24 protein-coding genes are annotated in these 24,424 nt (G+C 65.7%); 6 read left to right on the top strand and 18 right to left on the bottom strand.

The annotated features are described in order from the left end of the window. Positions 1–3: 3 nt before the first annotated feature. From E5P2_RS23895 to E5P2_RS23915, 5 genes are all read right to left on the bottom strand, one after another. On the bottom strand, positions 4–258 hold the full coding sequence (locus tag E5P2_RS23895) for a 2-hydroxymuconate tautomerase family protein (protein WP_162569615.1): 255 nt from the start codon (positions 256–258) through the stop codon (positions 4–6). 3 nt (positions 259–261) lie between these two features. Next, positions 262–1,029, bottom strand: coding sequence for a 2-keto-4-pentenoate hydratase (locus tag E5P2_RS23900; protein ID WP_162569616.1), 768 nt, complete (start codon positions 1,027–1,029; stop codon positions 262–264). Next, positions 1,026–1,841 carry a 2-keto-4-pentenoate hydratase gene (locus tag E5P2_RS23905; RefSeq protein ID WP_162569617.1) on the bottom strand — a complete coding sequence of 272 codons (816 nt, stop codon included), beginning with the start codon at positions 1,839–1,841 and terminating at the stop codon, positions 1,026–1,028. The genes E5P2_RS23900 and E5P2_RS23905 overlap by 4 nt, the downstream gene beginning before the upstream one ends. 88 nt (positions 1,842–1,929) lie before the next feature. Then, positions 1,930–2,454 carry a GlcG/HbpS family heme-binding protein gene (locus tag E5P2_RS23910; RefSeq protein WP_162569618.1) on the bottom strand — a complete coding sequence of 175 codons (525 nt, stop codon included), beginning with the start codon at positions 2,452–2,454 and terminating at the stop codon, positions 1,930–1,932. 32 nt (positions 2,455–2,486) lie between these two features. Continuing rightward, the gene (locus E5P2_RS23915) at positions 2,487–3,461 is read right to left on the bottom strand and encodes a tripartite tricarboxylate transporter substrate binding protein (protein ID WP_162569619.1); all 975 of its coding nucleotides are present in this window, start codon (positions 3,459–3,461) and stop codon (positions 2,487–2,489) included. A gap of 123 nt (positions 3,462–3,584) precedes the next feature. Here E5P2_RS23915 and E5P2_RS23920 point away from each other — a divergent pair, with 123 nt between their 5' ends. Further along, positions 3,585–4,511, top strand: a complete 927-nt coding sequence (locus E5P2_RS23920; protein ID WP_162569620.1) for a LysR family transcriptional regulator — start codon at positions 3,585–3,587, stop codon at positions 4,509–4,511. Position 4,512: 1 nt separating this feature from the next. On the opposite strand, the gene E5P2_RS23925 is transcribed toward E5P2_RS23920, so the two are convergent. Then, positions 4,513–5,568 (bottom strand): lysophospholipase, encoded by a 1,056-nt coding sequence (locus E5P2_RS23925; RefSeq protein ID WP_162569621.1) that lies wholly within the window; start codon positions 5,566–5,568, stop codon positions 4,513–4,515. Between the two features lie 125 nt (positions 5,569–5,693). After that, positions 5,694–6,950 carry a porin gene (locus E5P2_RS23930; protein WP_162570634.1) on the bottom strand — a complete coding sequence of 419 codons (1,257 nt, stop codon included), beginning with the start codon at positions 6,948–6,950 and terminating at the stop codon, positions 5,694–5,696. A gap of 382 nt (positions 6,951–7,332) precedes the next feature. Between E5P2_RS23930 and E5P2_RS23935 the strand changes: the two genes are divergently transcribed. Genes E5P2_RS23935 through E5P2_RS23945 form a run of 3 tightly spaced genes read left to right on the top strand, consistent with a single transcriptional unit; the run spans position 7,333 to position 10,423 of the window. Then, complete coding sequence (locus E5P2_RS23935) at positions 7,333–8,385, top strand: LacI family DNA-binding transcriptional regulator (protein WP_162569622.1); 1,053 nt, start codon at positions 7,333–7,335, stop codon at positions 8,383–8,385. Positions 8,386–8,401: 16 nt separating this feature from the next. Next, a complete protein-coding gene (locus E5P2_RS23940) occupies positions 8,402–9,364 on the top strand; it encodes a C-terminal binding protein (protein ID WP_162569623.1) in 963 nt (320 codons plus the stop codon). Between the two features lie 45 nt (positions 9,365–9,409). Then, positions 9,410–10,423, top strand: coding sequence for a phosphotransferase family protein (locus E5P2_RS23945; RefSeq protein ID WP_162569624.1), 1,014 nt, complete (start codon positions 9,410–9,412; stop codon positions 10,421–10,423). A 60-nt stretch (positions 10,424–10,483) separates the two neighbouring features. Here the strand turns inward: E5P2_RS23945 and E5P2_RS23950 are convergent, their stop codons facing one another. The 10 genes from E5P2_RS23950 to E5P2_RS23995 all read right to left on the bottom strand — a co-directional run bounded on the left by E5P2_RS23950 (position 10,484) and on the right by E5P2_RS23995 (position 20,514). Beyond that, positions 10,484–11,602 (bottom strand): alcohol dehydrogenase catalytic domain-containing protein, encoded by a 1,119-nt coding sequence (locus tag E5P2_RS23950; RefSeq protein WP_232080816.1) that lies wholly within the window; start codon positions 11,600–11,602, stop codon positions 10,484–10,486. Between the two features lie 103 nt (positions 11,603–11,705). Further along, positions 11,706–12,929, bottom strand: a complete 1,224-nt coding sequence (locus E5P2_RS23955; RefSeq protein WP_174262694.1) for an amino acid ABC transporter substrate-binding protein — start codon at positions 12,927–12,929, stop codon at positions 11,706–11,708. 24 nt (positions 12,930–12,953) lie between these two features. Continuing rightward, complete coding sequence (locus E5P2_RS23960) at positions 12,954–13,484, bottom strand: carboxymuconolactone decarboxylase family protein (protein ID WP_162569626.1); 531 nt, start codon at positions 13,482–13,484, stop codon at positions 12,954–12,956. A 20-nt stretch (positions 13,485–13,504) separates the two neighbouring features. Further along, the gene (locus E5P2_RS23965) at positions 13,505–14,509 is read right to left on the bottom strand and encodes a VOC family protein (protein WP_162569627.1); all 1,005 of its coding nucleotides are present in this window, start codon (positions 14,507–14,509) and stop codon (positions 13,505–13,507) included. Between the two features lie 105 nt (positions 14,510–14,614). Beyond that, the gene (locus E5P2_RS23970; protein WP_162569628.1) at positions 14,615–15,202 is read right to left on the bottom strand and encodes an NADPH-dependent FMN reductase; all 588 of its coding nucleotides are present in this window, start codon (positions 15,200–15,202) and stop codon (positions 14,615–14,617) included. A 100-nt stretch (positions 15,203–15,302) separates the two neighbouring features. Continuing rightward, a complete protein-coding gene (gene eno, locus E5P2_RS23975) occupies positions 15,303–16,595 on the bottom strand; it encodes a phosphopyruvate hydratase (protein WP_162569629.1) in 1,293 nt (430 codons plus the stop codon). Positions 16,596–16,655: 60 nt separating this feature from the next. Continuing rightward, entirely contained in the window at positions 16,656–17,228 is a 573-nt protein-coding gene (locus tag E5P2_RS23980; RefSeq protein ID WP_162569630.1) for a cupin domain-containing protein, read from the bottom strand. Further along, positions 17,218–17,913 carry an ABC transporter ATP-binding protein gene (locus tag E5P2_RS23985; RefSeq protein ID WP_332107556.1) on the bottom strand — a complete coding sequence of 232 codons (696 nt, stop codon included), beginning with the start codon at positions 17,911–17,913 and terminating at the stop codon, positions 17,218–17,220. Before E5P2_RS23985 ends, E5P2_RS23980 begins: the two co-directional genes overlap by 11 nt. Before the next feature lies 1 nt (position 17,914). Then, entirely contained in the window at positions 17,915–19,687 is a 1,773-nt protein-coding gene (locus E5P2_RS23990; protein WP_232080817.1) for a branched-chain amino acid ABC transporter ATP-binding protein/permease, read from the bottom strand. Continuing rightward, complete coding sequence (locus E5P2_RS23995; RefSeq protein ID WP_162569632.1) at positions 19,666–20,514, bottom strand: branched-chain amino acid ABC transporter permease; 849 nt, start codon at positions 20,512–20,514, stop codon at positions 19,666–19,668. The genes E5P2_RS23990 and E5P2_RS23995 overlap by 22 nt, the downstream gene beginning before the upstream one ends. Positions 20,515–20,779: 265 nt before the next feature. Between E5P2_RS23995 and E5P2_RS24000 the strand changes: the two genes are divergently transcribed. Further along, positions 20,780–21,574 carry a fumarylacetoacetate hydrolase family protein gene (locus E5P2_RS24000; RefSeq protein ID WP_162569633.1) on the top strand — a complete coding sequence of 265 codons (795 nt, stop codon included), beginning with the start codon at positions 20,780–20,782 and terminating at the stop codon, positions 21,572–21,574. A gap of 661 nt (positions 21,575–22,235) precedes the next feature. Here the strand turns inward: E5P2_RS24000 and E5P2_RS24005 are convergent. Then, positions 22,236–22,496, bottom strand: coding sequence for a hypothetical protein (locus E5P2_RS24005; RefSeq protein ID WP_162569634.1), 261 nt, complete (start codon positions 22,494–22,496; stop codon positions 22,236–22,238). A 573-nt stretch (positions 22,497–23,069) separates the two neighbouring features. On the opposite strand from E5P2_RS24005, the gene E5P2_RS24010 reads away from it, so the two are divergent. Then, positions 23,070–24,422 (top strand): tyrosine-type recombinase/integrase, encoded by a 1,353-nt coding sequence (locus tag E5P2_RS24010; RefSeq protein WP_162569635.1) that lies wholly within the window; start codon positions 23,070–23,072, stop codon positions 24,420–24,422. The last annotated feature ends 2 nt before the right edge of the window (positions 24,423–24,424 follow it).

Raw genomic sequence — 24,424 nt, forward strand, 5'->3', positions numbered from 1 at the left:
CTTTCAGTTCCCGAGCAGCTTGGCCGTCGCGTCGGCCGCCTGGGCGCCGGCTGATTCGCAGGGCGCTCCATCCAGGATTTCGGACATGGGGCGCCCCCCGCGCCCCCAATGGCCGACCGGGTATTCGTGGAGCAGGACCCGCACGGCGTCGACCGGCATCTCGAGGCTGTCCGCCATGGCCTGCGAAACACTGTCTATCAGCCGGCGCTTTTTTTCGGGGCTGCGCCCCTCGATGATCTTGATCAGGGCAATGGGCACGGTTCACTCCTCGACGTGGAAGCAGGCGGTTCCGAGGCGCTCCATCTCGATCGAGATGCACTGGCCCGGCTTGATCCATTGGGCGGGCGTGGCACCGCCCGCCATCACCACCCAGCCGGCCTGCAGCGGCTCGCCGGCCGCCGCCGAGAGGCGCGCCGCGGCGACCAGCGAGCGCAATGGATGGCCCAGGATGGCGGCAGTGGAACCGACCTGCGCCACGCGCCCGTCGATGCTCATCGTCAGCCCCAGATTGCTGAAATCCTGGTGCGGGTCGCTCCAGGCGCCGATCACGAAGCCGCTCGACGAGGCGTTGTCAGCGATCACGTCGGGCAGGCTGAACTTGAAGTCCTGGTAGCGCGAGTCGATGATCTCGAGCGCCGGCGCCACGGCTTCGACTGCTGCGAGCGCCTCGACCGCGGTGACGTCGCGGGCCAGCGATTTTTTCAGCACGAAGGCCAGCTCCGGCTCGACGCGCGGATGCACGAAGCGCGCGAACTTCACCGGCGTGCCCTCCTCCACCTGCATGCCGCTCGACAGGCGCCCCCAGATGACGTCGCCGATACCCATCTGAACCATCTTGGCGCGGCTCGTGAAGCCCATTTTCACGCCGGCGCGTTGCTCGCCGCGCGCAATGCGTCGCTGAACCGAGGCGGATTGGATCGCGTAGGCCTCGGCCAGGGAGAGCTCGCCCTTCGGATCGATCTGCGGCACTGCCTTGGCGTGGCGGGCCGCATCGTCCAGCAGTTGCGCGAATTCGAGTGCCTGGCTCATCTGGATTCCTTCGTGGCATCGGCGGCTTCGAATACGGCCTTGACGCCTCCGAGGCCGTTGATGAGGGTTTCGAACACGTCGCCCGGTGCGACCGGCACCATCGGGCCGAGTGCACCCGACAGCACCAGGTCGCCGGCACGCAGCGGCCGGCCGAGCGCGGCCATGGTGCGGGCCAGCCAGACCACCGCATTGATCGGGCTGCCCAGGCATGCCGCACCCGCGCCGACCGACACCGGCTCGCCGCGGCGGCTCATGACCATGCCGCACAACCTGAGGTCGACCTCCCCGAGCGATCGCGGGCTTCCACCCAGGACGAAGGCGCCGGAGGACGCGTTGTCCGCGACCGTGTCGACGAAGCGGATGTCCCAGTTCGCGATGCGGCTCCCCACGATTTCGATTGCTGGAAGGATGTGGTCCACGGCCTTGATCACGTCCACGTGCCCGGGGTTGCTCATGTCGAGGTCGCGCCCGAGCACGAACGCGATTTCTGCCTCGACCTTCGGCTGCTGGAGCTGCTTCATGGGAATCGGCTCTGCGTCGCCGAAGCTCATGTCGTCGAAGAGCACGCCGAAATCAGGCTGGTCAACGCCGAGCTGCGCCTGAACAGCCCGTGCCGTCAGGCCGATCTTGCAGCCGACCACGCGACGGCCTCCGGCCAGTCTGCGCTCGGTGTTCATCCGCTGAATGGCGTACGCGTCGGCCGCATCCAGGCCGGGATAGGCGACTCTCAACGGCTGGGTGTAGATGCCGGTCTCGGCAACGCGCCACAGGGCGTCGGCTGCTTCAGCCAGCACGGCTGGTTGGGAAGGCATGGGCACTCCATTGCCTGCGCGCGACAGGCAGATTGAAAATTCGGGGACGGGGGCGAACGCGGGCCGGCTCGGCTGCCGCGCACGATGCTCAGAGGGCGCGATCCTTCAGGCCGACCTTGCTGTAGATCTCGTTCACGTGCTTCTTCACACTTTCGGGCGTCATATCATCGACCGGCATGTGTGCCCAACCCACCTTTGCGCGGGCGTGCTGGCCGATCTCCTCGTCCTGGTCGCCCGTCGCACCGCTGATGCCGTAGGCACCGACCATCTCGTTGCCCTTGAACACGGGCGCACAGCCGCCAGAGGCGACCACCTGGCCGTTGGTGAAGACCGATGCGTTGGCCAGCATCTGCGGGTTGCGCTCCTTGAACCACTGTTGAATGACCAGGCCGTCACTGAAACGCGGGCTCATCGAGCGGAAAGCGGCCACGGTGAACGCCTTCGCGCGCGCCGTGTCCGGCGTGATGAAGCCCGCGTCATCCATGCGCTCGAGCGCGATCAGATGGCCTTCCGGTCCGACGATGGCGACGGAGAGGGGCACCCCCATCTCCGCAGCTTTCTCGGTGACCGCGGCGATGAACTCGCGGCACTCGATAGCGCGCAATTTGGACATTTCTGTATTCCTTTCTGAAGAAAATTCTTCTCTCACTCGGGCTTGATGCCCGTCTGCTGAATGAACTTCGACCACCGTGCCTCCTCGCTCTGCAGGAAGCGGGACAGTTCCTCGTCGCTGGTCTTGAGAACGTCGATGGCCTGCGCCCTGTAGATCGCCTGGATCTCGCTCGAATCGAGCGCCGCGTGGGCCGTGGTGCGCAGCTTGCCGATGACGCTGGACGGCGTCTGGGCCGGGGCCACCAGCCCCATCCACACCGAGGTGTCGAAGCCCTTCAGCCCCAGCTCGTCGAGCGTGTGCAGGTCCGGCGCGCTCGCGGTCCTGCGGGGGCTGGTGACGGCCAGCGCCACCAGCTTGTTCGCGCGCACGTGCGGCAGCACGGTCGAAGCCGGCGAGAACATGAGCTGCACCTGCCCGCCGAGCAAGTCGGTCACCGCGGGCGTGCTTCCCCGGTACGGAACGTGGACCATCTTGACGTCGGCCATCTGTGCGAACAGTTCGCCAGAAAGGTGAGGCGAGGTGCCGACGCCGGATGATGCATAGGTCAGATAGCCCGGCTTGGCCTTCGCGAGCGCAATGAGCTCGGGCACGGTCGCGACCTTCAGCGAGGGATGAACCACCAGGACATTGGGAACATTCCCGATCAGCGTGATCGGCTTGAACTCTTTCAGCGGATCGACCGCATTGGCGCCCGGGAACGCGGCGTTGATGATGTTGGCGATCGTGATCGCGAAGACGGTGTAGCCATCGGGCTGCGCCGTGGCCACGGCCCGGGCGGCGATGTTGCTGCCGGCGCCGGGCTTGTTGTCCACGATGAAGGGCTGGCCCAGGCGCCTGGACATCTGCCCGACGACGGCACGCACCGCCACGTCGGTCGCCGTGCCAGGGGGGAAACCCACCAGCACCCTGACGGGCGCACTCGGATAGACAGGCTGCGCGGCGGTCCATGACGGCAAGGCGACGGCAGCAAGCGCTGGCATGGTGGCGAGGAGTTCACGGCGTTTCATGTCTCAGGTCTTTCTGTTGAGAGTGCAGACCGGGTCTCTCCATCGGCTTGCATGGCACTGATTAGAAGACGCGCGTGGCTATGATTCAATCGAGACTTTCCAATCGAGTGATTGGCTCCGCTCATGAATGTGACTCTCCGCCAGCTCCGGGCTTTCGTGCTGGTCGCGCGGCTTGGCAACTTCACCCGCGCCGCGCAGGCCATGCACGTCACGCAATCGGCGCTCAGCCTGCTCGTGCGCGAACTCGAAGGAGCGATCGAGAGCCGGCTGTTCGACCGCACCACGCGCGCCGTGACACTGACGACCGCGGGCAGCGACTTCTTTCCTCGCGCAGAGCGCATCCTCGCTGAGCTCGAGTCCGCGCTCGCGGGCGTGGACAAGCTGGTGGCGAGGGAACGCGGCCGCGTGGTGGTGGCTGCTCCGCTGGTTCTGTCCAGCACCTACCTTCCGCCGATCCTGGCCGCCTTCGGCGCGAAGTACCCCGGCATCGAGGTCGTCCTGCAGGACACGCTGCCCAATCAGGTGTTGCCGCTGGTGCGCGGCGGTGCGGCCGATGTCGGTATCGGCACTTTCGCATCGGACGAAGTCGACATCCAGCGCACCCTGCTCTTCTCGGAAGCCATGGCAGCCGCATTCCCGGCGGGGCATGCGTTCAGCCGCCTGCATCCACTGACCTGGGCGAATGTCGCGCGGGAACCGGTGCTCGCATTGAGCCGCGGCAGCGTGTTCCGCGATCTCACCGAAGCAGGCTTCGCGGCTGCCGGGCTGATGCTGAAGCCCGCAAGGGAAGCCAACTATGCGGGCTCGCTTATCGGGATGGTGGACGCCGGGCTCGGCGTCGCGATCCTCCCCGGCTATGCAGTGAAGCTGGCGGACCCTGCGCGGATCGGCTGGCGCCGCGTGGAGGAGCCCCTGATCGACCGCGAGGTCTCACTCGTGCGACGAGCAGGCATTTCGCTCTCCCACGCTGCTCAGGGCTTCGTGGACTTCATCGTCGCGCTGCCTGCAGCACAGCAACCGACGCCGACCAGACCGGCTCGAGCAGGCTGACTCAGCGCACCTTGTCCGCGATCCAGCCCAGGATGAAGTCAGCCACCTCCATGTTGTTCCTGTCCTGCATCATCATGTGCGAGTTGCCTTTGATGCCCACGTCGGGAAGCCGCACCAGGCTCGCCCTGCCTGCCTCGAGGCGATTGATCCGCTCGACGACGGCCTTGCGCGCCTCGTAGCGAGGCTGGCCGGTGAACACCGGGGCATCGAGATGGTCGCCGAACAGTTCCAGCACGGGAATGCCTCGGTATGCCGCGATCTGCGCGTCGGTGGGGACGACCGACTGCGCGCCCTCGATGTTGACGACGGCCTTGACGAGGGCGGGACGCAGACCGACCAGCGCATCGGCAAAGGGCCCCGCCAGCGAGTGAACCACGACGATCGCGGGCCCGATTTCGTCCAGCAGCGACGCGAGCGCCGGCGGGGCCGAGGCCATGCCGCCTCCCTCGAGCATGGCCTCTGCAAAGGGCACGCCCTGCGAGGCAAAACTCGGGAATGCTTCGACCGGAAACTGGGTGTCTGGATACGCCGTCCCGTGCGAAGGCCCGAAGCGAAAGAGAGGCCAGGCGAGTTCGGCCGTCACCATCAACACGCTGGCTGGCAGCCCGGAGACGCGCCCCTCAGCCTTGGCTTCGTTGATGGCTGTCGAGTTGAAGCCGGAGCGTCCGCGCCCGGGTGTGTCGACGACATAGACCGCATACCCCTTGCGCGCGAAGTAGGTCGCCCAGCCCTCGCGCCCGTCGGGGGTGGTCTCGTAGCTCATGCCGGTCAGCCCGCCGCCGTGCACCAGCACGATGGGAATGGCGCTGGTTCTGCTTGCGGGGATACGGTAGTGCACGTACATCTGGTTGACCGTCACTGTCCCTGGACGAACCGGACCCGCGGGCGAAACCCCAGGATGTCTGGAAGTGACGGGCTCCCCGTGGACAAAGAACATTCCCTCGTCCGCCAGGTTCAGCGGCCCGCCGATCGAGGCCGCGGCGGCGGCCCCAATGCCGCCGCATCCGACCACAAGCGCGCAGGCAGCGGCGGCAATCCTTCCGGACATGTGAAGCATGAAAAGTCTCCGTTGTGTTCGTGGTAGTCCACGAATTAGAGGTCTTCGAATGCGGCGCGTCCAACGAGGAAAGCCAATGAACTCATTCGGTCCGCTCATTGACGCGCCGTGCGCGAGCTATCGCTCTAGAACGCGTGGCGAATGCCGAAGTCGTACCCGGTCGACGTTTTCGGTGTGAACACGCCCGTGCTGATGAAGGCCGGCCCGCCCACCGTCAGTGCGGCTCCGTTCTGGTTGCTGATCCGGGCGACCGTCGCGTACAGCGCTGTGCGCTTGGAAAGGTTGTGCACGTAGCTCAGGCTGAACTTGCTGGCTTTGGGGTCCGGCACTGGCGGCGAAAAAGTGGTGGCCGCTGAATTCAGGTCGTACTTGACGCGCGAGAAGGAGGCGCGAACAAGGCCTGGGCCTACCGGCACGGTCGCTCCGATCAGGTAGCCATTGACGTCGGTGTCTGGCAGGCGGAACAGCGGCGCAACTGCATAGTCGCGCGTACTGCGGACGCGAGACAACTCACCGAACAATTTGAGAATGCCGAAGTCGTACGACGCACCCAGATTGGCCGTATTGACGTCGTCGGTGGTGCCGGCGAAATAGTTGTCGCCCACAGTGCTGCTGCCGTAGGAGAGCGCGACATCCAGGGGGCCGTTGGCATAGCCGATGCGACCTCCCACATAACGGCCGGCGCGGGTACTTGCGACAGCGCCGGCGTTCACCTGCCCGGTAACGGGATTCACCCCAGGCGGCGTGGCGGTGCCAGGATCGTAGGCGTTGTTCTCGTGCAGCGCATACATGAACTGGCCATAGAAGCCCCCAAGCGCCGGAGGCAGGAAATAGCCGATGGCATTGCTGACACGCAGGTAGTTGGCGTTGCCGCCAAAACCGCCGGCACCACCGGTGGGATTGAAGAGGCTGGCCGAAGAGATCAGGTTGGCGCCGACGCCCACCGCACCGAAAGGGTCGTACACCGTGTCGTTCCAGAACGTCGGCGCGAAGTCGCGCCCCAGGCGGATCTCGCCGAATCCACCCATGAGGCTCACCGTGGAGCGCCGGCTGAAAGTCGAAAGACCTGTCGCGCCGTCGTCATTGGTGATGGGGCTCTCGAGCCAGAAGCCGGCCGCGAGTCCCCCGCCGAGATCCTCCGTGCCCCTGAAGCCAAGGCGGCTGTTGTTGTATGCGGAGTTCGCGAGCGCGTTGCGGCTGACGGTGACGGAACCTTGGTTGACGTAGAACGGCGACGCCAGCGTTGCGGAGTTCCCATCCTCCGACTTGCTGGCGTAGTGGCTGACGGATGCATCGACGACCCCGAAGATCGTGAGCGACGATTGAGCGCAGGCAATGCCGGTCGCGCCGAGGACAAAGATGCCAATCAATGACTTTTTCATTCGTTTGTCTCCATGAAGCACACAAGGGTTGTTCTTCACGTTGTCTCCTGCTTTCGTTGCGATCCAGACGAGGTCGCCGGGCGGTGGATCAGTCCGATCCGGCGTCGAGAAGTGCACGGGACTCGGAGCTGAAACAGCCACGACCCATCCCCGGGCGCCCCACAAGGGCGTCCTCACCAATCAGTCATCTTTTTGTGCTAACGTTAGCATGAATTTTAGAAGCGCTGCCGCAGAAATGTCAACGGTTTTGATTCTTCGATGTCGAAGATTTGGCGAATCCCGTTGGAGATCGGAGGGTCGAAAGATAGAGAAGCATCTGCTTGGCAATCCACTGGTGTCGTGCTATCGTTAGTGCATTGCTGCTTCAGCTTCAGGCTCTCCCATGGTCACGATCAAAGACATTGCCGCCCGACTCCAGGTGTCCGCTTCCACCGTGGGACGTGCCTTGGCCGACGACCCACGAATCAGCGCCGCCATGAAGCAGAAGGTGCTCGAGGTCGCGAACGAGATGGGCTATGTGGCCAATCGCGCGGCGCGCATGATGCGCGGGGTCTCGAGCAACCTGGTGGCGCTGGTCGTTCCGGATATCCGCAACAGCTTCTACTCGACCATTGCGCACGCGCTTGCGAAGTGCCTGGGCAGCGCGGAACTCCAACTGACGCTGTCCGAAACCGACGATGACCGCTTGATCGAGCTGCGCCACATCCGCGAGCTCACCAGCGTCAACGTGGCCGGCATCATCATCGTGCCGAGTGCCAGGCCGCACCCCGAATCGGTGCGCCTTCTCAAGATGGCGCCGTGCATCCAGTTGCTGCGCAAGCATGCCGCGCTGGGCGAGCAGTGGTTCGGGATCGACGACACGCAGGCGCTCTACCAGGCGACGAAGCACCTGGTCGAACTCGGCCACCAGCGCATCGCCTATATCGGCGGCACCACGGACCTGCCCACCGGCGCCGCACGTCTGCAAGGCTTTCACAACGCCCTCGCCGGAAGCAAGGCGGCGGTCCATGCGCGCGAGGAACTCGGGGCGCCGTCGTCGACGGACTTCGGCCGCGATGCGATACGTCGCCTGCTGGCGCTGCGCACCCCGCCCACGGCGGTGGTCCTGGGCGCAGTGAAGAACACGCAGGGCGTTCTCGACGAACTGCTGGAGCGCGGCGTGCGCGTGCCCGAGCAGCTGTCCGTCGTCGGTTTCGGCGACGAGCTGGGGTTTCGCTGGTGGGGGCCCGGCCTGACAGCTGTGAGCCTGCCGGTCTCCGAGCTGGCCACCGCGTGCGGCTTGTGGTTCATCCATCAGATGAAGCAGAAAGACGCAAGCCCGGCCCCGTACAGCTCCGTCTCGCCGCCGACGCTCATCGTCCGCGGCAGCACGCGGCGAATGGAGCCCGCCAGCGCCGGCCGCGCCGAAGCGCGTCTTCGCCAACCCGCCGGCTAGGCTGGCCATCCACATCATGAATCACACCGTCCTGCTCACCGACTACGCCTGGCCCGACGACAGCGTCGAGCGAACCCTTGTCGAATCCGCCGGCATGCGTCTGGTCAGCGGTCCGGCCTCGCCGTCGCCGGCGGCGGACATCGAAGCGCTGGCACGCGAGCACCGGCCTTCGGCCATCCTGACTTGCTGGGCTCCGGTATCGGCCGGCGCCATTGCCGCCGCGCCGGCTCTCAAGATCGTCGCCAGGCTGGGTGTGGGACTCGACAACATCGCGGTCGACGCCGCGACCGCACGCGGCATCTGGGTCACCAACGTGCCGGACTATTGCGTGGAGGAAGTGTCCGACCACGCGCTCGGATTCGCGCTCGCATGGACGCGCGGTCTTGTCGGCTTCGACCGTGAAGTGCGCGCCGGCCGCTGGGATCCCGCAAGCGCCAGGCTGCGCCGGCTTGGCGCACTCACCTGCGGGATCATCGGCTTCGGGCGCATCGGCCGCGCGACTGCGCGCAAGCTCGGCGCCTTTGGCTGCCGCGTGCTCGCGCACGACCCCCATCTGTCCGCCGACAGCGAGGGCGCGCAGAGTGCGGCGCTCGGCACCCTGCTCTCCCACAGCGATATCGTGGTGGTGCACGCGCCGCTGACGGATGCGACGCGCCACTTGATCAACCGCGAGCGGCTCGCGCTGATGCGTCCCGGCGGCCTGCTGATCAATGTCAGCCGCGGCGCCGTCGTCGATACCGACGCCGTGATCGAGGCGCTCGGCAACGGCCAGCTGTCCGCTGCCGCGCTGGACGTGCTCGAGTGCGAGCCCGAGGTGCCGGCCGCGCTGCGCGCCCATCCCGGTGCCATGCTGACGCCCCACGTCGCGTTCTCGTCGGACGCGTCCCTGCTCGAACTGCGCAGGCGTGCAGCCGAGGAAGTCGTGAGAGTGCTGCGCGGCGAAGCGCCGCAGCAAGCACGCAACTCACCGGTTCATTGATCGCTCTGGCGCCAGCGATTCCTTCGTTCCTCCTGCATGCCGACAATGAACAAACTGAACAGTCCGGAGACCGCGCTCGACGCCTTTCTGATCTCGCAGGGCCTTGCGCGTCCTGAAGAGCGGGCCCGATGGCATGCGCTGGCGGGCGGGGTGTCGTCCGATATCTGGCGCGTCGACCTCCCCGGTCGATCGCTGTGCGTCAAGCGCGCACTCGCCAAACTCAAGGTCTCTGCGGACTGGCAAGCCCCGGTGTCGCGCAACGCGTACGAGTGGTCGTGGATGCAGTTTGCTGCGCGTCACTGCCCCGACAACGTGCCGCGCCCGCTCGCGCACGATGCCGAGGCCGGCCTCTTCGCCATGTCCTTTCTCGCGCCCGAGGAACATCCGGTCTGGAAACAGCAGTTGTTCGACGGCGAGGTGTCGGCAAGTACGGCATGCGCGGTCGGACAGGTTCTCGGCACCTTGCACGCGGCAAGTGCGTACAGCGCCGAACTCGCCGCCGCGTTCGACACCACCGACAACTTTCGTGCGCTGCGTCTCGAACCCTACTTCATGGCGACAGCGGACCGCCATCCGGCGCTCGCCGCTCGGCTGATCGCGCTGACGGAGCGCACGGCCGGGCTGCACATCGCACTCGTGCACGGCGACGTCAGCCCGAAGAACATCCTGGTCGGCCCGCACGGGCCCGTGCTGCTCGATGCGGAGTGCGCCTGGTACGGAGACCCGGCCTTCGACCTTGCGTTCTGCCTGAACCACCTGCTGCTGAAGTGCCTCGTGCGCCCGGACCGGCGCGACGCCCTGCTCGGCGCCTTCGCATCGCTGACCGATGCCTACTTCGATCAGGCGCGTTGGGAGCCGCGCCGGGATCTGGAAGAACGCGCCGCCCGGCTGCTGCCTGCTCTGCTGCTGGCCCGCGTCGACGGCAAGTCGCCGGTCGAGTATCTGAACGATGGCGCCCAACGAGATCTGGTGCGCGCGGTAGCCGGCCCGCTGCTGCTTCGCCCCGTGACCCGGCTCTCCCTGGTCGCAGAAGCCTGGAGCCGGGCGGTGGTCCGCTGATCCTGGACGCGCTGGGGTACGCGCGCCAGCGAGTTCATCCTCGCTGGCGCAGGCGCAGTGTCAGGATGCCGCGTCCGTCGCCTGCGGGAGTACGACGTAGTTGCTGAAGCCGCCGTCGCGGTCCTTCAGGCCGGAGATGGCCTCGTTCACGCGCGAGAGCGGGAAGGTCCGGTGCTCCAGGTACGACAGGTCGATCGTGCCCGTCCGGACCATCTCGGCCATTTCCTGGCCCTGCGCCGTCGTGAACCAGTTCGATCCGATCAACTGGATCTGCTCGTCCATCAACCACTTCACATCGATCGGCAGGTCTTCCGCCACGCCGCCCACATTGACCACCTTGCCGCCGCGGCGCACGCCTTTCATCGAGTCGAGCATGGTCGCCGCAGGCGCCTTGGCACCCAATGCGCTGATGGCGAAGTCGGCGCCCTCGCCGCCCGTGAGCGACTTGGCCCATTCGCCGCTCGACCCTTCGTCGAGCTTCATCACCTGGATGCGATCGGGCGCAAGGGCCTTGATCCGGTTCAGCAGCCGTTCGTCGCGCCCCGTGCCGAGGATCCGCGACAGTCCCATCGCCAGCCCGAGCACCGTGGCAGCGACGCCCAGGGTGCCCGTGATGCCATCGATCAGGGCGACCTGGCCGGGGCCGGCGCCGGCATTCTTCAGGGCGCCATACGAGGTGCCCAGGTAACCGAAGCGGCCCGCGTGTTCGAAACTCAGGTTGTCCGGAATGTTGACGATCGCGTATTCCGGCGCTGTCATGTACTGGCTGAACCCGCCGTACGGATACAGGTCGAAGATGCGCTGGCCGTCCCGGCTGGTGCTGAAGTAGCCATTGAGCGTGAAGTAGCGGCAGTGGCTGCGCTGGCCCCCGCGGCAGGCCCTGCAGGAGCCGCAGGAACGCAGCGGACTCAGGTAGACACGGTCTCCGGGCTTGGCATTGATCACGGCTTCGCCGACCTCTTCGATGACCCCCGCGGGATCCAGCCCGAAGATGGCCGGAAACCGGGGCAGAGGCTGATGCGGGAACCAGGTCGGCCAGTTGTTGATGACGTTGGCCATGTTGGGAACGATGCCGCACGCCATCACCTTCACCAACACGTCCGTCGGCCGGGGTTTGGGGATCGGGATCGTGTCGAGCGACATCGGGGTGCCGAGAGCATGCAGCCTGGCTGCAATCATTGTCCTGTCCATATTGACCTCTTCTGTGGGCGATTTTTCGCGTGCCGCCCGGCGTCCGACGACGCTCCGATGCAGGCTGGTTGCGAGACTTCTCGAAAAAAACTCAGGGTGCGACGAACGCCGCCTCAGGAGGCCGAAACTTGGCGGGCCAGACGGTGACCCATTTCCCGTTCTGGGCCTGCTTGATCTTGGTGTCGGCTGCGCCGCTGTTGAACTTGCCGTCGAAGCGGCGCGTTCCCAGCACGGTGTTGACCGGATGGGCCTTGAGCCAGGCGGCCATGGCCTTGTCGTCGAGGCGGCCCACCGCGGAAGCCGCGGCCTCCAGCATCTGCCAGGCCGCGAACTCCGCGGCGGCCTGGCTGTCGACATGCGGCCACGGCAGTCCTGCCGCCTTCGCACGCTCGTTGTAGGAGGCGATGAACTCGGCGGCGCCGGCGTTCTGAGTGAAGGGTGCGTGGTCCTCGAACCAGGTGAGCGTGGTCAGGCCGCCGGCCTGCGGATTCGACACGGTCGGCCCCGGCGCGGGAAACAGGTGGAACTGCCGCGCGGGCTGGTAGTCGATGCGCTTCATGGCGTCGAGCAATTGAGCCGCCTCGAGACCGATGGCGCCCGACCACAGCAGGTCCGGCCCGGCGTCCTTGATGCGGGCCGCGATGCCGCCGAAGTCGCGTGTGCCGAACTCGTACTCGAGCGACAACACGGTCTTCAGGCCTCGCTTGGCGGCGACCTCCTGGCCGCCCTTGGCGAGATCGAGGGCCGATGGAAACTTGCTGGTGACGAAGGCGATGGTCTTCGGCGGCGTGGCGGTACTGGCGTAGGCGTCGAGCAGCACCTCGGTAGCGGCCGTCCGCGGCTCCGGCCCGAGCGGAAGCGCGGGAAACTGCATGTCATAGGGCGCCAGGCTCGGGTCGCCGAGGCTGCTTTGAATGAACAGCTTGCCGAAGCGCTGCGCCACGCCCATCGCGGCGATGATCGAGCTGGTGCCATAGGGTCCCATCAGCAGATCGACCTTTTCCGCCGTGATGAGGCGCTCGTACAAGGTGCGCGTGTTCCCAGGCTGCGACTGATCGTCGAGCAGCATGAACTCCAGCTTGCGCCCCAGCAGGCCACCCCGCTTGTTCAGCGCTTCGACGAATACCTCGCCGGCGACCTTGTGGATGCCGCCGACCGGCGCGAGCGGTCCGGTGAGAGGCAGCGTGCCGCCCACGCGGATCGGCCCGGTGCCGCCCCCCTGCTGCGCATGCGCCGGCAGTCCATGTGCCAGCGCCAGGGTCCCTGCCGCGGCAAGAAAGGCTCGGCGCCGCAATGGCGATTTCGCTGTGTTCATGGTTGTCTCCTCGTGGGTCGGGGTTTATCGGTATCCGTCCTCCAGCTCGATGGCGAGCGCCCCCATGATGCGGACGCCGGAGTTGTACCAGCCGACCGTGAGGACCAGCTCCACCAGCTGGCGCTCGGACAGGAAGGCAGCGACATTGCGCCACGTGGGCTCGCTGACATCGACGCGCAGGGTGGACTCGCGCGCCAGCGCCATGACTGCGCGTTCCTCTTCATCGAAAAGCGGCGAGCTTTCGAATGCAGGCACGGCCCCGAGCTGTTCCGCACTGAGACCCGCCTTCTGTCCATGGGACTGGTGATGTGCGATCTCGTACGCCGACGAGGTGCAGTGGCCGACGGTGAGGATCGCGAGCTCGCGAAGCTTCGGGCTCAGTTCGGCGCCACGCAGCGTATTGGCATAGGAGATGAACCCGTCCAGGATCTGCGGCGCGTGCGCCAGCGCCCGGAAGAGGTTGGCGGTGGGCAGCTTGCGCTCACGTTCCAGCCTGTCGAACAGGGCCTGGTCGGCCTGGGTGTCCGAACGTTGGAGATACTTGACTCGCGACATGGCAATGACCTTTCTCGTCTTTATTTCTGGGAGGAGAGCGCCAGCGCATAGCTCTCCAGCGTTTGGGGATTGGGTTTCTCGGACGGCTCGATGAGGGCGGCGCCCGCGAAGGCAGTCGCCTCGAAGTACCAGCGGGCCGGGGCGGGCAGCCCCCAGCGCACGTTGGTGCTCAGCGAGGCAGCCTCCCACCGGACTGGCTCGATCTCGATGTCGATGGTTTGGTAGTGGCTGTTGAACAGTTCCACGCGATGGCCATCCGGATCTCTCAGATAGACGAACAGCATCCCGCCCGGCCCATGGCGGCCGGGTCCCCGCTCCACCGAAGCGGAGTAGCCGTAGTTGCCCGCCAGATCGCAGGCAGTAAAGATATTGTGCGATTCCGGGACGGTGTAGGCGAAATGGTGCAAGCGGGGCCCCTCTCCCAGCACGATCGCCAGGTCGAGGCAGGTGCCCTTGCGGTACATGAATGCGCCCAGCAGCTTGTCCCCATGGGCGATGTACTCGGAGTTTCGAAAGCCCAGCCTGCTGTAGAACGCGCACAGTGCGTAGGTGTCCGGCGCCAGCAACTGATAGTGATCGAGACGCTGCGCATGCGCGCCCGTGAAGCTCTCGCACTTCAGATACATCCGGGGCAGCGTCTTCATCTGGGCGCAGAGCTCGATCTTGGTTCCGATCGGATCCTCCACGTGGAGCGTGCGCCCCTGGTGCGGGACGTCGACCCATTCGGCGGAGAGTCCCTCGGCCCGGAAGAACTCGCAGGCGCCGTCGAGGTCCTCCTCGAAGAAGACGCGGAAGCCGATTCGCTTGCAGGTCTGTTCGGTGCGCGACTGCACCAGCACCAGGCTGTGATGGCAGGCTTCTGCCAGGCCTCGCAGATAGCAAACGCCGTCGTCTTCCTCAGAGACCACCAGTCCGACGATGTTGACGTAGAAGTCCCGGCTCTTTGCGAGGTCCGAGACATGGAGGACGACGTGACTGGCACGCGTGATGTTGAACGGGGGACGAAGATTGACGGCGGGCAGCATGATGGACCTCGCGAATGGGTTGTTGAAAAGGGGTATCGCCTGCGGAGCACTGGCGTCGGCGCGACCAATGCTGAAGACAGCTGGTAAACGAATCGACTTTCCTTTCTAGCCTTCGGCTGGCTGCATTGCCGGCGTTCGCGCCGCCCGAAGCAGGCCGATTTCAGCGAGCAGGTCGTTGACGGCTTCGAGCGCGAACGACAGGCTCGCCGGGTCGGTCAGTCGTCCGCCTTCGATCTTTGCATTGACGCCGGCAATCACGACCTGCGGTCTCGAGATGACGCGCGACAGGGCGCCCCCCAGGGTTTCGCGCAACTGCGCTTGCGCGCGCACGCCGCCGGTGAATGCCGGCGAGCATGTCATGACCAGGACCGGCTTTCCCTTCAGCGGGGAAGCGAAGGCCGGTCGCGACGCCCAGTCGATCGCGTTCTTCAAGACGCCCGGCATGCCGAAGTTGTACTCCGGGGAACACATCACGACACCGTCGCTGGATTCGACCGCCGCCTTGAATTCCCGCACGGCTTCCGGAGGATTCGGCCCGTCAAGGTCCTGGTTGTACAAGGGGATGCCTTCGAGCGGCAGCAGCGTCATCTCCACCTCCGGTGGCAGCGACGCCTGAAGCGTGCGGAGAATGGCCGTGTTGCTGGAACCCTGTCGCAGGCTTCCCGAAATGCCTGCCAGCCGGAACTTGTTCATTGCGAATGCCTTTGGGTGTGGCTTGCGCCGTGTTGATAAGACGAGATTGCTTGCCCGGCTGCATCGGCGTCGAAGTGCCGCGGGCGGCCGCACGCGACCTTCATCGCCCGCGAGTCCGGAATGGCAGTGCGGACCAGCCGCTGAACACGGCGTCGCGGCCCAGCGATTCCTCGATGCGCAGGACCTCGTTCCACTTCGCCATGCGCTCCGAACGAGAGAACGAACCCACCTTGAGTTGACCCGCGTCCCAGCCGACGGAGAGATGCGCGATGGTCACGTCCTCGCTTTCGCCCGAGCGCGCTGAAACGATGGTTCCGAAACCCGCCTGCTTGCCGGCTGCCAGCGCCGCGTGCGCCTCGCTGATGGTGCCGGCCTGGTTCGGTTTGATCAGCACCGCGTTCGTGCACCCTTCGGCGGCCGAGGCCGCCACGCGGGCCGCATTGGTCACGAGGAAATCGTCGCCGATGACCTGGCAGCGGGCGCCATAGGCCTGGGTGAAGTGCCGGAAGCCTTCCGGGTCGTCCTCGGCGAGCGGGTCCTCGATCGACAGAATCGGGTAAGCGTCGAGCCAGGCGCCGAGCATGTCGATCATTTCGCCCGTGTCGAGACTGCGGCCGTCCAGCGCGAGCACGTAGCGTCCGCCGCGGCCGAACTCGGAGGCCGCGATGTCGAGCGAAATGCCGACCTGCTCGCCCGGGCGCAGGCCCGCATCGGCGATGGCCTGCATCAGCATGTCCAGCGCCTGTTCGTTGCAGTCGAAGGCCGGCCAGTAGCCGCCTTCGTCAGCGACCCCTTGGAGCTTGCCTGCCTGCTTCATCAAGGCACCGGCGGCGCGGTAGATCTCCGCGGTCCATTCGAGCGCCTCGCTGAAGCTGCCGGCCGCCGGACACATCACCATGAAGTCCTGCACGTCGACGCGCCGCGCCGCGTGAGCGCCGCCGCCGAAGATCTGCACTTCGGGCAGCGGCAGGCGCACGGGCCGCTCGCCGGCCAGATAGCGCCACAAGGGCTGCCCCGCCGCCGAGGCCGCGGCGTGCAGCACGGACATCGAGGTGGCCACGATCGCGTTGCCGCCCAGGCGGCTGCGGTCCGGGGTGCCGTCGAGGGCCACCAGGCGCGCGTCGATTCCCGCCTGGTCGCGCGCATCGAGCCCGACGAGGGATGGCGCCATTTCGCGGATCGAGGAGAGTGCCTTCGTCACATCCAGGCCGCCGAAGCGAGTCCCGCCGTCGCGCAAGTCGAGCGCCTCGCCGCTGCCTGTGGAGGCACCGGCGGGCGCAATGGCGCGAGCCACGGCGCCGCACGCCAGGGCGACCTCCGCCTCCACCGTGGGGCGTCCGCGTGAATCCCACACGCGCCGCCCCTGCAGTCGCGTGATGCTTGTATCGGTCATGAGAGTTCCCTGTGTCGAAATGAGTGTTGTCGGTATGGCCAGGTCGAGGTCGCGCGCCGTCTACCCATGATGGCGCGCTCCGATCAACACGAAGGCGAGCGTCGCCGGGCGTTCGCTCTTGTTTCGCCAGGCATGGCGGGTGCCGTTCTGCACCACCACGTCATGGCGTCGCAGATGTGCCGAGCGCCCGCCGTCGAGTTCGAGCCAGATCTCGCCATCGAGCACGATGCCGTAGTCGACGGTTTCGGTGGTGTGCATGCCATCGGGTTCGAAGCGCTCGGCCAGCCCCGGGCTGATGGCCAGGTTTTCCGCGGCAGCGGCAGCGGGATCGAAGTCCGGCGCGAAGAACACGCTGTCCGGCGGGAACGTGACGATGAGAAAGCGCGTTGCACCGGATGCCGGCACGATGTCGGCAACGCCCGGGGTCGGGTCGATGCCGTCGAAGGGCAAGCCGGGCACCGGCGCAGTGGCCCACACCAGGCGGGACACCATGCCCGGAATGTGCTGGAAGACGTCGGAGCGCGGGACCGCCGTGTCGAGCGCCACCGCCGCGGCACCGTCCTGGTCGTGTCCGGTGACGAGCCGACGGATGGCGAGCGGCATGCCGTTGCCGAGTGAGGAATCAGACGCCAAGATAGGCCTCCCGGATGCGAGGGTTGTCGAGCAGCGTGTCCGGTCGGCCCGACGCCACGATTCGACCTTGCTCGATGACATAGGCGTGGTGGGCCATGTCGAGTGCCTTGTGGATGTTCTGCTCGACCAGCAGCACGGCGACACCGCGCTCATTGATCGTGCGGATGATCCGGAACATGTCGTCGACCACGGCCGGGGACAGGCCGAGCGAGGGCTCGTCCATCAGCAACAGCCGGGGACGTGCCATCAGCGCGCGGCCGATCGCCACCATCTGCTGCTGCCCGCCGGACATCGACCCGGCGACCTGATGGCGCCGCTCCTTGAGGATCGGAAAGAGCGAGAACACCTTTTCGAGCGAGCCCTCCGCCGACGCGCGCGCTTCGGCGCGATAGCCGCCGAGCTCGAGATTCTCGAGAACGGTCATGTGGCCGAACAAACGCCGTCCTTCCGGGACGATGGCGATGCCGTGGTCGCATACGCGATGGCTCGCAATCTTCGCGATGTCGCTGCCGTCGAGCCGGACTTCACCTTTTCTCGGGCGCAGGATGCCCGCGATGGCGTTGATCAGCGTGCTCTTGCCCGCGCCATTCGGCCCGACCACGGCCACGATCTGACCGGCGCCGATGTCCAGCGTCGCATCCCAGAGCGCCGGCGCATCGCCGTAGGAAACGTGAAGGTTTCGCACTTCAAGCAGCATGGGCGGTCCCCAGGTAGGCGTCGACGACGCGGGGATCCTGCATCGTTTCGCGCGGTGATCCCAGGGCGAGCAGCGTCCCCTGGTCGAGCACCGCGATGCGATCGGCGAGGGCGACCACGGCGCGCATCAGGTGCTCGACGAAGACAATGGTCGTGCCGCCGGCCCTGATCTTGCGGATCATCGCGATGGCCTGATCGACTTCGGTCGGGGTCAATCCGCACAGCACCTCGTCCAGGAGCAGCAGGCGAGGCCGAGCCGCCAGTGCGCGGGCGAATTCGACGAACTTGCGCTCATGCAGATTGAGCGCGGACGGCAACACGTCGGCCTTGGCCTCCAGCCCCGTGAATGCGAGCCAGCGGCGGGCCAGTTCATCCGGGCTCTCGCCGGCCGCCTCGCGCGTACCACCGAAGAAGGCGCACAGCCGCACGTTCTCCAGCACCGTCAGGTGATCGAAGAGGCGCGGGATCTGGTAAGTGCGTGCGATGCCGCGGCGCGCAATCTCGTGGGGTGGCAGGCCGTCGATGGGAACGCCCCGCAGCTCGATGGTGCCGGAGGTGAGCGAGAAGTGCCCGCTGATCATGTTGATCAATGTCGACTTGCCGGAGCCGTTCGGGCCGACGAGCGCCAGGATCTCCCCTTCGTCGACCTGCAGATAGACACCGCGCAGAGCCCGGATGCCACCGAAGGACTTCGTGACGCCGCGGCAGGTCAGCAGCGGCCGTCCGCTGGCAGCCTGGATCGCGGGCGGCTTCATGGCGACCACGTTGCGAGGCTCATGCGCGGCTGCAGGTTCGGCGACCTTCCGGCGAGTCAGACGCCCGAGCAGGCCAGGCGCGATGCCTTGGGGCAGAACCAGGATCACCACCACCAGCGCAAGCGCGACGCCGGCGCGGCCGAGTTCGGCATGCCCGCCGCCGACGAAGATGCTCAACGCGACGGTGATCAAGGTGGCGCCGATGGCCGGTCCGGCCCAATGGCGGGCGCCGCCGAGGATGCTCATGAGCACGACGTACAGCGGTACCGTGATCGAGAAGGTCTCCCCGACCGTGACATAGCCGACATAGGCCGCCTGGATGGCCCCTGCCGCGCCGGCGATCGCCGAAGAGATGGCAAAGGCGACGAGCTTGTAGCGCAACGTCGGCACGCCTTTCACTTCGGCCACGTCCTCGTCGTCATGGATGGCCAGCAGGCCGACCCCCAGGCGCGAGCGAAGGACCTGGCGCGAAACGGCGAGCGCGATGAGTGCAAGCGCGAACCCCAGGAGATAGATGGCGCCGGAGACCGTGGTGCCGAGCTGCGGGATGGAGAGATTGCTCAGGTAAATCCCGCCGCCGCCGTCGAGCGCCGTGTTGGAGATGATGGCGGCCAGCACGAAGGTCACGGAGAGCGTCAGCAGCGCGAAAAACTCGGCGCGCAAGGTCTTGATGCGGAACACCACCAGTCCGATCCCCGTCGCCAGCACGGCCGCGATCGCGGCCGCCGCCGGAACGGTCAGCAGAAACGGCACGCCCCACTTGCCGCCCAGCGTCGCCGTCGTATAGACGCCGGCCCCGAAGAACGCGGCATGGCCGAAACTCCAGTAGCCTGCATAGCCGCTCAGGATGCCCCAGCTGGTGGCCAGGGCGATCCAGAAAAAGACGACGTAGAGGTACGACAGGTAGAAGTCGGCGACGCCCGAGTAGGGAAGCGCGATCAGGATGGCGACGGCCGCCACCGCGGCGGCAGGTGTGCGGTGCCGGGTCAGAGCCATCTGGGCCTCCACAGCAGAAGGACGATCAGGATCGAGAAGGCGACAAGTGGCGCCCACGCCGGATTGACCGCCGCCATCGTGACGGACTCCGAAACGCCGATCAGCACGCCGGCGGCAAGGGCGCCGAGCGGCCTGCCCAGCCCGCCGATGATCACGACCGCGAAGACGACACCGATCCAGGCCTCGATCTGCGATGGCGCGAGTGTCGAGGTCAGCGCGATGAACACGCCGGCGACGCCGGCGGAGGCAGCGCACAGGCCGGCCAGCACGTACGACAGGCGCGTGGCGTTGATGCCGAAGGCTGCCGCGATCGGACCGTCGTGGGCGGCGGCGCGCAATGCCTTGCCGAGCAGGGTCCGGTTCAGCCCCAACCACGCGGCGACGGCGAGAAGCGCGGCGCACGCAAACCCGGCGAGCTCGAGCAGAGGCACGAACACGGGCCCGATCCGCAACGACTCCTGGGCGTAGCCGGATTCGAACCTGCGAAAGTCCGCGGACCAGATCCATTGGATCAGGGACTCGATCAGGATGGTGATCCCGAAGGTGACCAGCATCGACGCGAACTCGCTCACCTGGAAGCGCACGAAGACCGCGTGCAAGGCAAGGCCTGCGACAAAGAACGCCGGCGCCACGATGAGAGCCGACAGCCACGGCGAAACACCGAACTGCGTTCCCAGTTGATAGGTGAGGTAGGCGCCCAGAAAGGCCAGAGCGAAATGGCTCAGGTTCACCAGCCGCAGCAGGCCCCAGCTCAAGCTGAGCCCGAGCGCCAGCAACCCGTAGATTCCACCGAGCAACACGCCGCCGACGGCTGCTTGTGCGAGCAGCGTCAGGCTCATGATGCGCACCTGTCCGGCCTGAGGGCCCCCGCGGGCCGTGCAGCGCCTGCGGGTGCGATCCGCAGACAGCCTCCAACATTTCTCATGAGTCTTTGTCTCCTGCTTGTTTGTGCTAACGTTTGCGCAGATTTTGGGAGAGGGCATTCGGCTTGTCAAGGCCCCTGCAGGCAAAAATGATGAATGCACGATGCGATTGACAGGGCCCGGCTTGAAAGCTAACGTTAGCATCAGGCATCTGCCGAAATGGAAGAAACGGAACTCACCTATGCACATCGCCAGATACGCGCTGGACGGATGCGTCCACCACGGAATCATCGAGAACGAGACAACCATCGCGCGGCTGCAGGGCTCGCCGCTCGAGGGTCTGAACCGCAGCGGCGCTATCGACGCCCTTGCAGCCGTGCGTCTTCTCGCACCCCTCCATCGGCCCCGCGTTTTCGGCCTCGGCTACAACTACACGGCGCACTCCAACGAGTCCGGAAAGGCAGTCCCCCAACTGCCCGTCCTGTTCATGAAGCCCAGCACGACGGTCATCGGCCCGAACGAGTCGATCGTGTATCCCGCCGAAGGACAGAACATCCATTTCGAAGGCGAACTCACCGTCGTCATCGGCACACAGGCCCGGCATGTATCCGAAGCGAATGCGCTGGACCATGTGCTGGGCTACACCTGCGGCAACGATGTGAGCGACCGGGTCTTGCAGCGCCGCGAAAGTGAATTCGGCTGCCTGCTCGCGGGCAAGGGCTATGACACGTTCGCTCCGATGGGGCCGGTGATCGCCACCGGACTGGACCCCGCCAGGCTCGGCATCCTCACGCGTGTCAACGGCACCGTGCGCCAGGACGGGAACACCTCGGATCTCCTCTTTTCCGTGCCCGCCATCATTTCGTACCTGAGCAAGTACATGACGCTGCTGCCGGGCGACATGATCATGACCGGCACCCCCGCGGGCGTCGGCCCGATCCAGGTGGGCGACACCATCGAAATCGAGATCGAGGGCATCGGCATTCTGCGCAACGGTGTCGAGGCGGAGGATCGCCGCGATACGTCGCATCCATAGCGAACGGTCGAACCTGGCGCGCCTTGCTCTCGCGGATGCGGGTTGGCGAGTCTGGTTTACGTTCAATGGTGAGGCCGCGAAAGCGCAACCGACCCGCAGTTCGCCATGGAGAGCGCCCAGAGCAGCAGCCGCTCGGCCTCCTTGCGGTAGGACCGCTGCGTCGACTGGCAAGGCGATCTACCGCCTTCGGCCGCCTCGGCGCGAGCCGCGGCAGCAGTGCCTACCCGCAGCTGCGTTTTGTGTGTCTGGTGGAGAACGGAACGGGTCGCGGTAGGGACGGGGATTACTCCCCGCCCCCACAGATCCGTACGTGCGGCACTACCGCATACGGCTCCTGCCTTGAGTCATGACGCAAAGCGTTGATGCGGGTACGGGTGGAGCACCCGAGCCCGCGGGAGGTAGCGTTCGACCAGACGCCCGAACCGGGCCCAAGGCATTCGTCCACGTTGCCCTCGCCGTCGGAGCGCATGCAGCCACGCCCGAGACACGTCCTTGCGGAACGCGTCCAGGCGGTCAACATTGCCCGGTACGGCGTGGTAATTGAAGTAGCCCTGGACCGCGCGCCGCAGCCAGCGGCCAACCACGGGGATCGGTTCGTGCATGCGTCGCATCAGCGCCTCTCGAATCGCCTTGAGGCGGGCATGCATTCACTTCACCGAGGTCAGTCGACCAGCCGTTCGATCGGGACTTCCCACAGATGTGAGTGAACCCGAGGAAGTCGAACGTCGGCGGCTTTGCAAGCCCTTGCTTGGCGCGCGCCTGGGCCGCGAAGCGACCGAACTGCAGCACACGCGTCTTGTCCTCGTTCGTTCAGCGTCAGCCCGAACTGGGCGAACCGCACCTTCGTGTCCTCGAGGAATCGATCCACGTCTCTCTTGCTCTCAAACCCGAGAACGCTGTCGTCGGCGTACCGAACGATCATCACGTCTCCTCTCGCATGGCAGCCTCGCCAGCGATGTGCCCACAGGTCGAAGACGTAATGCAGGTACCTTGCCGCCCGGCCGAACGCGAAGGTGGAGGCCCTCGCCATCAGCCGGCATGTACTTGGCATCGCGCGGCTGCGACGCCTTGATCAAGAGATCAGTAAGGTGCCCCAACGTGCGCCCCAGAAAAACTGCAGTTGAAAAGCAGTCTGGGGTACACCTAGGGGTACGCGCAAAAACGGGACGTTGTGGGATTTGACGATACCGCCTGAGCCGCCTTTTCAGGCTAAGTCCTTGAATTACAAGGACTTTTGAGCTGTCTTGGGATCGTCTGAGAAAGAGGGGTGGTGGCCTGGGGCGGAATCGAACCACCGACACGCGGATTTTCAATCCCAACAAGTCGATATGGATTGGCGGTGACCCAAGTACGTGTAGGCAGGAGAAGATCAACAAAAACAGTGACTTATCCCTCAGTTGCCCGGATCTTGGGATTGACCGAAATGGACCAGCTTTCCTAGAATTTGCCTACATGGTGCCTACATCAGTGTAGGCAGGTTACTCCAGAGAGAAGTATGGCCAGATTGCCCCTCACAGCGGCACGCGTAGAAGCCTTAGCGTGCGCGCCGGGCAAATCACAGTCGATCCATTGGGACAGCAAGGCCCCAGGCTTGGGACTTCGGATCACCGAGGCAGGGGCACGGTCCTACATCTTCGAATCCAGGCTGTTCGGCAAAACAATCCGCGTCACCATTGGCAACGTCCACACTTGGGACCTCGGCCGAGCCAGAACCGAAGCCGCACGCCTGAAGACCCTGATCGATGGCGGCATCGATCCCCGAGAACACCGCGCTGAACAACAGGCAGCGCACGAGGCGCGTCGTGTCGCCGCCAAGCACCAAGAAGTCACATTCGGCGAGGCGTGGGATGTCTATCTCGAAGCCAGGAAGAAGTTCTGGAGCTCGCGCCACTATAGCGATCACCTCAAGAATTCGGATGCGGGGGGAAAACCGCGAAAGCGAGGCAAGGGACTGACCGAGCCGGGTTCTCTGGCATCACTACGGCCGCTGCGCCTGCCGGAAATCACTGGCGACCGCGTCGCCCAGTGGATGATTCAAGAGGCGACGAACCGCCCGACCGTGGCTGCCTTGGCTTACCGACAGTTGCGAGCGTTCATTCGGTGGGCAGCGGAACACAAGGAGTACGGCGGCCTTATCCCATCCGATGCCTACGGTGCGCGCGACGTCAAAGACGCTGTGCCGCGTGTCAAGGCCAGAGAAGGCGATGTCTTGCAGCGCGAGCAGCTTCCGGCGTGGTTCGCCGCCGTTCGTTGCCTTCCCAATCGCGTGCACTCCGTCTACCTGCAGGCGCTGCTGCTGACCGGTGCTCGCCGAGAGGAAATGGCCGCCGTCCGATGGACTGGCGACGTCGATTTGCAGTGGCGCAGCCTGACCCTTGACGACAAGGTGGAAGGTACTGGCGGTCGAGTGATTCCACTGACACCCTATCTCACAAGCCTGCTCGAGGAGTTGAAACGGCTCAACGAGATCCCACCGAGCCGGCGCCGACTAACAACCCTGGCAGCCCGCGGCCAAACCTGGGAACCATCGCCATGGGTGTTTCCGAGCCTTACATCCGAAGATGGCAAGCTCGCCGAACCGCGGGCCGCGCATGTCAAGGCACTCGAAGCCGCAGCACTCCCTCATCTCAGCCTGCATGGCCTGCGTCGATCGTTTGGCACGTTGTCGGAATGGGTGGAAGTACCCGTTGGCGTCGTCGCGCAGATTCAAGGGCACAAGCCATCAGCGATCGCAGAAAAGCACTACCGCCGCCGTCCGCTTGATCTGCTGCGCAAATGGCACGACCAGATTGAAGCGTGGGTGCTGAACGAGGCGGGCGTTGCGTTTCCTCTCAAGCACGCCCATTGAAC

It is taken from the genome of Variovorax sp. SRS16, from assembly GCF_901827165.1.
Taxonomy (GTDB): domain Bacteria; phylum Pseudomonadota; class Gammaproteobacteria; order Burkholderiales; family Burkholderiaceae_C; genus Variovorax.

Excerpts from the sequence above, each read along its gene's own strand:
- E5P2_RS23905 (WP_162569617.1), bottom strand. The coding sequence starts at position 1,841 with ATGCCTTCCCAACCAGCCGTGCTGGCTGAAGCAGCCGACGCCCTGTGG.
- E5P2_RS23935 (WP_162569622.1), top strand. The coding sequence starts at position 7,333 with ATGGTCACGATCAAAGACATTGCCGCCCGACTCCAGGTGTCCGCTTCC.
- E5P2_RS23925 (WP_162569621.1), bottom strand. The coding sequence starts at position 5,568 with ATGCTTCACATGTCCGGAAGGATTGCCGCCGCTGCCTGCGCGCTTGTG.
- E5P2_RS23995 (WP_162569632.1), bottom strand. The coding sequence starts at position 20,514 with ATGAGCCTGACGCTGCTCGCACAAGCAGCCGTCGGCGGCGTGTTGCTC.
- E5P2_RS23965 (WP_162569627.1), bottom strand. The coding sequence starts at position 14,509 with ATGCTGCCCGCCGTCAATCTTCGTCCCCCGTTCAACATCACGCGTGCC.
- E5P2_RS23920 (WP_162569620.1), top strand. The coding sequence starts at position 3,585 with ATGAATGTGACTCTCCGCCAGCTCCGGGCTTTCGTGCTGGTCGCGCGG.
- E5P2_RS24005 (WP_162569634.1), bottom strand. The coding sequence starts at position 22,496 with ATGATCGTTCGGTACGCCGACGACAGCGTTCTCGGGTTTGAGAGCAAG.
- E5P2_RS23940 (WP_162569623.1), top strand. The coding sequence starts at position 8,402 with ATGAATCACACCGTCCTGCTCACCGACTACGCCTGGCCCGACGACAGC.
- E5P2_RS23910 (WP_162569618.1), bottom strand. The coding sequence starts at position 2,454 with ATGTCCAAATTGCGCGCTATCGAGTGCCGCGAGTTCATCGCCGCGGTC.
- E5P2_RS23945 (WP_162569624.1), top strand. The coding sequence starts at position 9,410 with ATGAACAAACTGAACAGTCCGGAGACCGCGCTCGACGCCTTTCTGATC.
- E5P2_RS23970 (WP_162569628.1), bottom strand. The coding sequence starts at position 15,202 with ATGAACAAGTTCCGGCTGGCAGGCATTTCGGGAAGCCTGCGACAGGGT.
- E5P2_RS23930 (WP_162570634.1), bottom strand. The coding sequence starts at position 6,950 with ATGAAAAAGTCATTGATTGGCATCTTTGTCCTCGGCGCGACCGGCATT.
- E5P2_RS24000 (WP_162569633.1), top strand. The coding sequence starts at position 20,780 with ATGCACATCGCCAGATACGCGCTGGACGGATGCGTCCACCACGGAATC.
- E5P2_RS23955 (WP_174262694.1), bottom strand. The coding sequence starts at position 12,929 with ATGAACACAGCGAAATCGCCATTGCGGCGCCGAGCCTTTCTTGCCGCG.
- E5P2_RS23960 (WP_162569626.1), bottom strand. The coding sequence starts at position 13,484 with ATGTCGCGAGTCAAGTATCTCCAACGTTCGGACACCCAGGCCGACCAG.
- E5P2_RS23950 (WP_232080816.1), bottom strand. The coding sequence starts at position 11,602 with ATGATTGCAGCCAGGCTGCATGCTCTCGGCACCCCGATGTCGCTCGAC.
- E5P2_RS24010 (WP_162569635.1), top strand. The coding sequence starts at position 23,070 with ATGGCCAGATTGCCCCTCACAGCGGCACGCGTAGAAGCCTTAGCGTGC.
- E5P2_RS23915 (WP_162569619.1), bottom strand. The coding sequence starts at position 3,461 with ATGAAACGCCGTGAACTCCTCGCCACCATGCCAGCGCTTGCTGCCGTC.
- eno (WP_162569629.1), bottom strand. The coding sequence starts at position 16,595 with ATGACCGATACAAGCATCACGCGACTGCAGGGGCGGCGCGTGTGGGAT.
- E5P2_RS23900 (WP_162569616.1), bottom strand. The coding sequence starts at position 1,029 with ATGAGCCAGGCACTCGAATTCGCGCAACTGCTGGACGATGCGGCCCGC.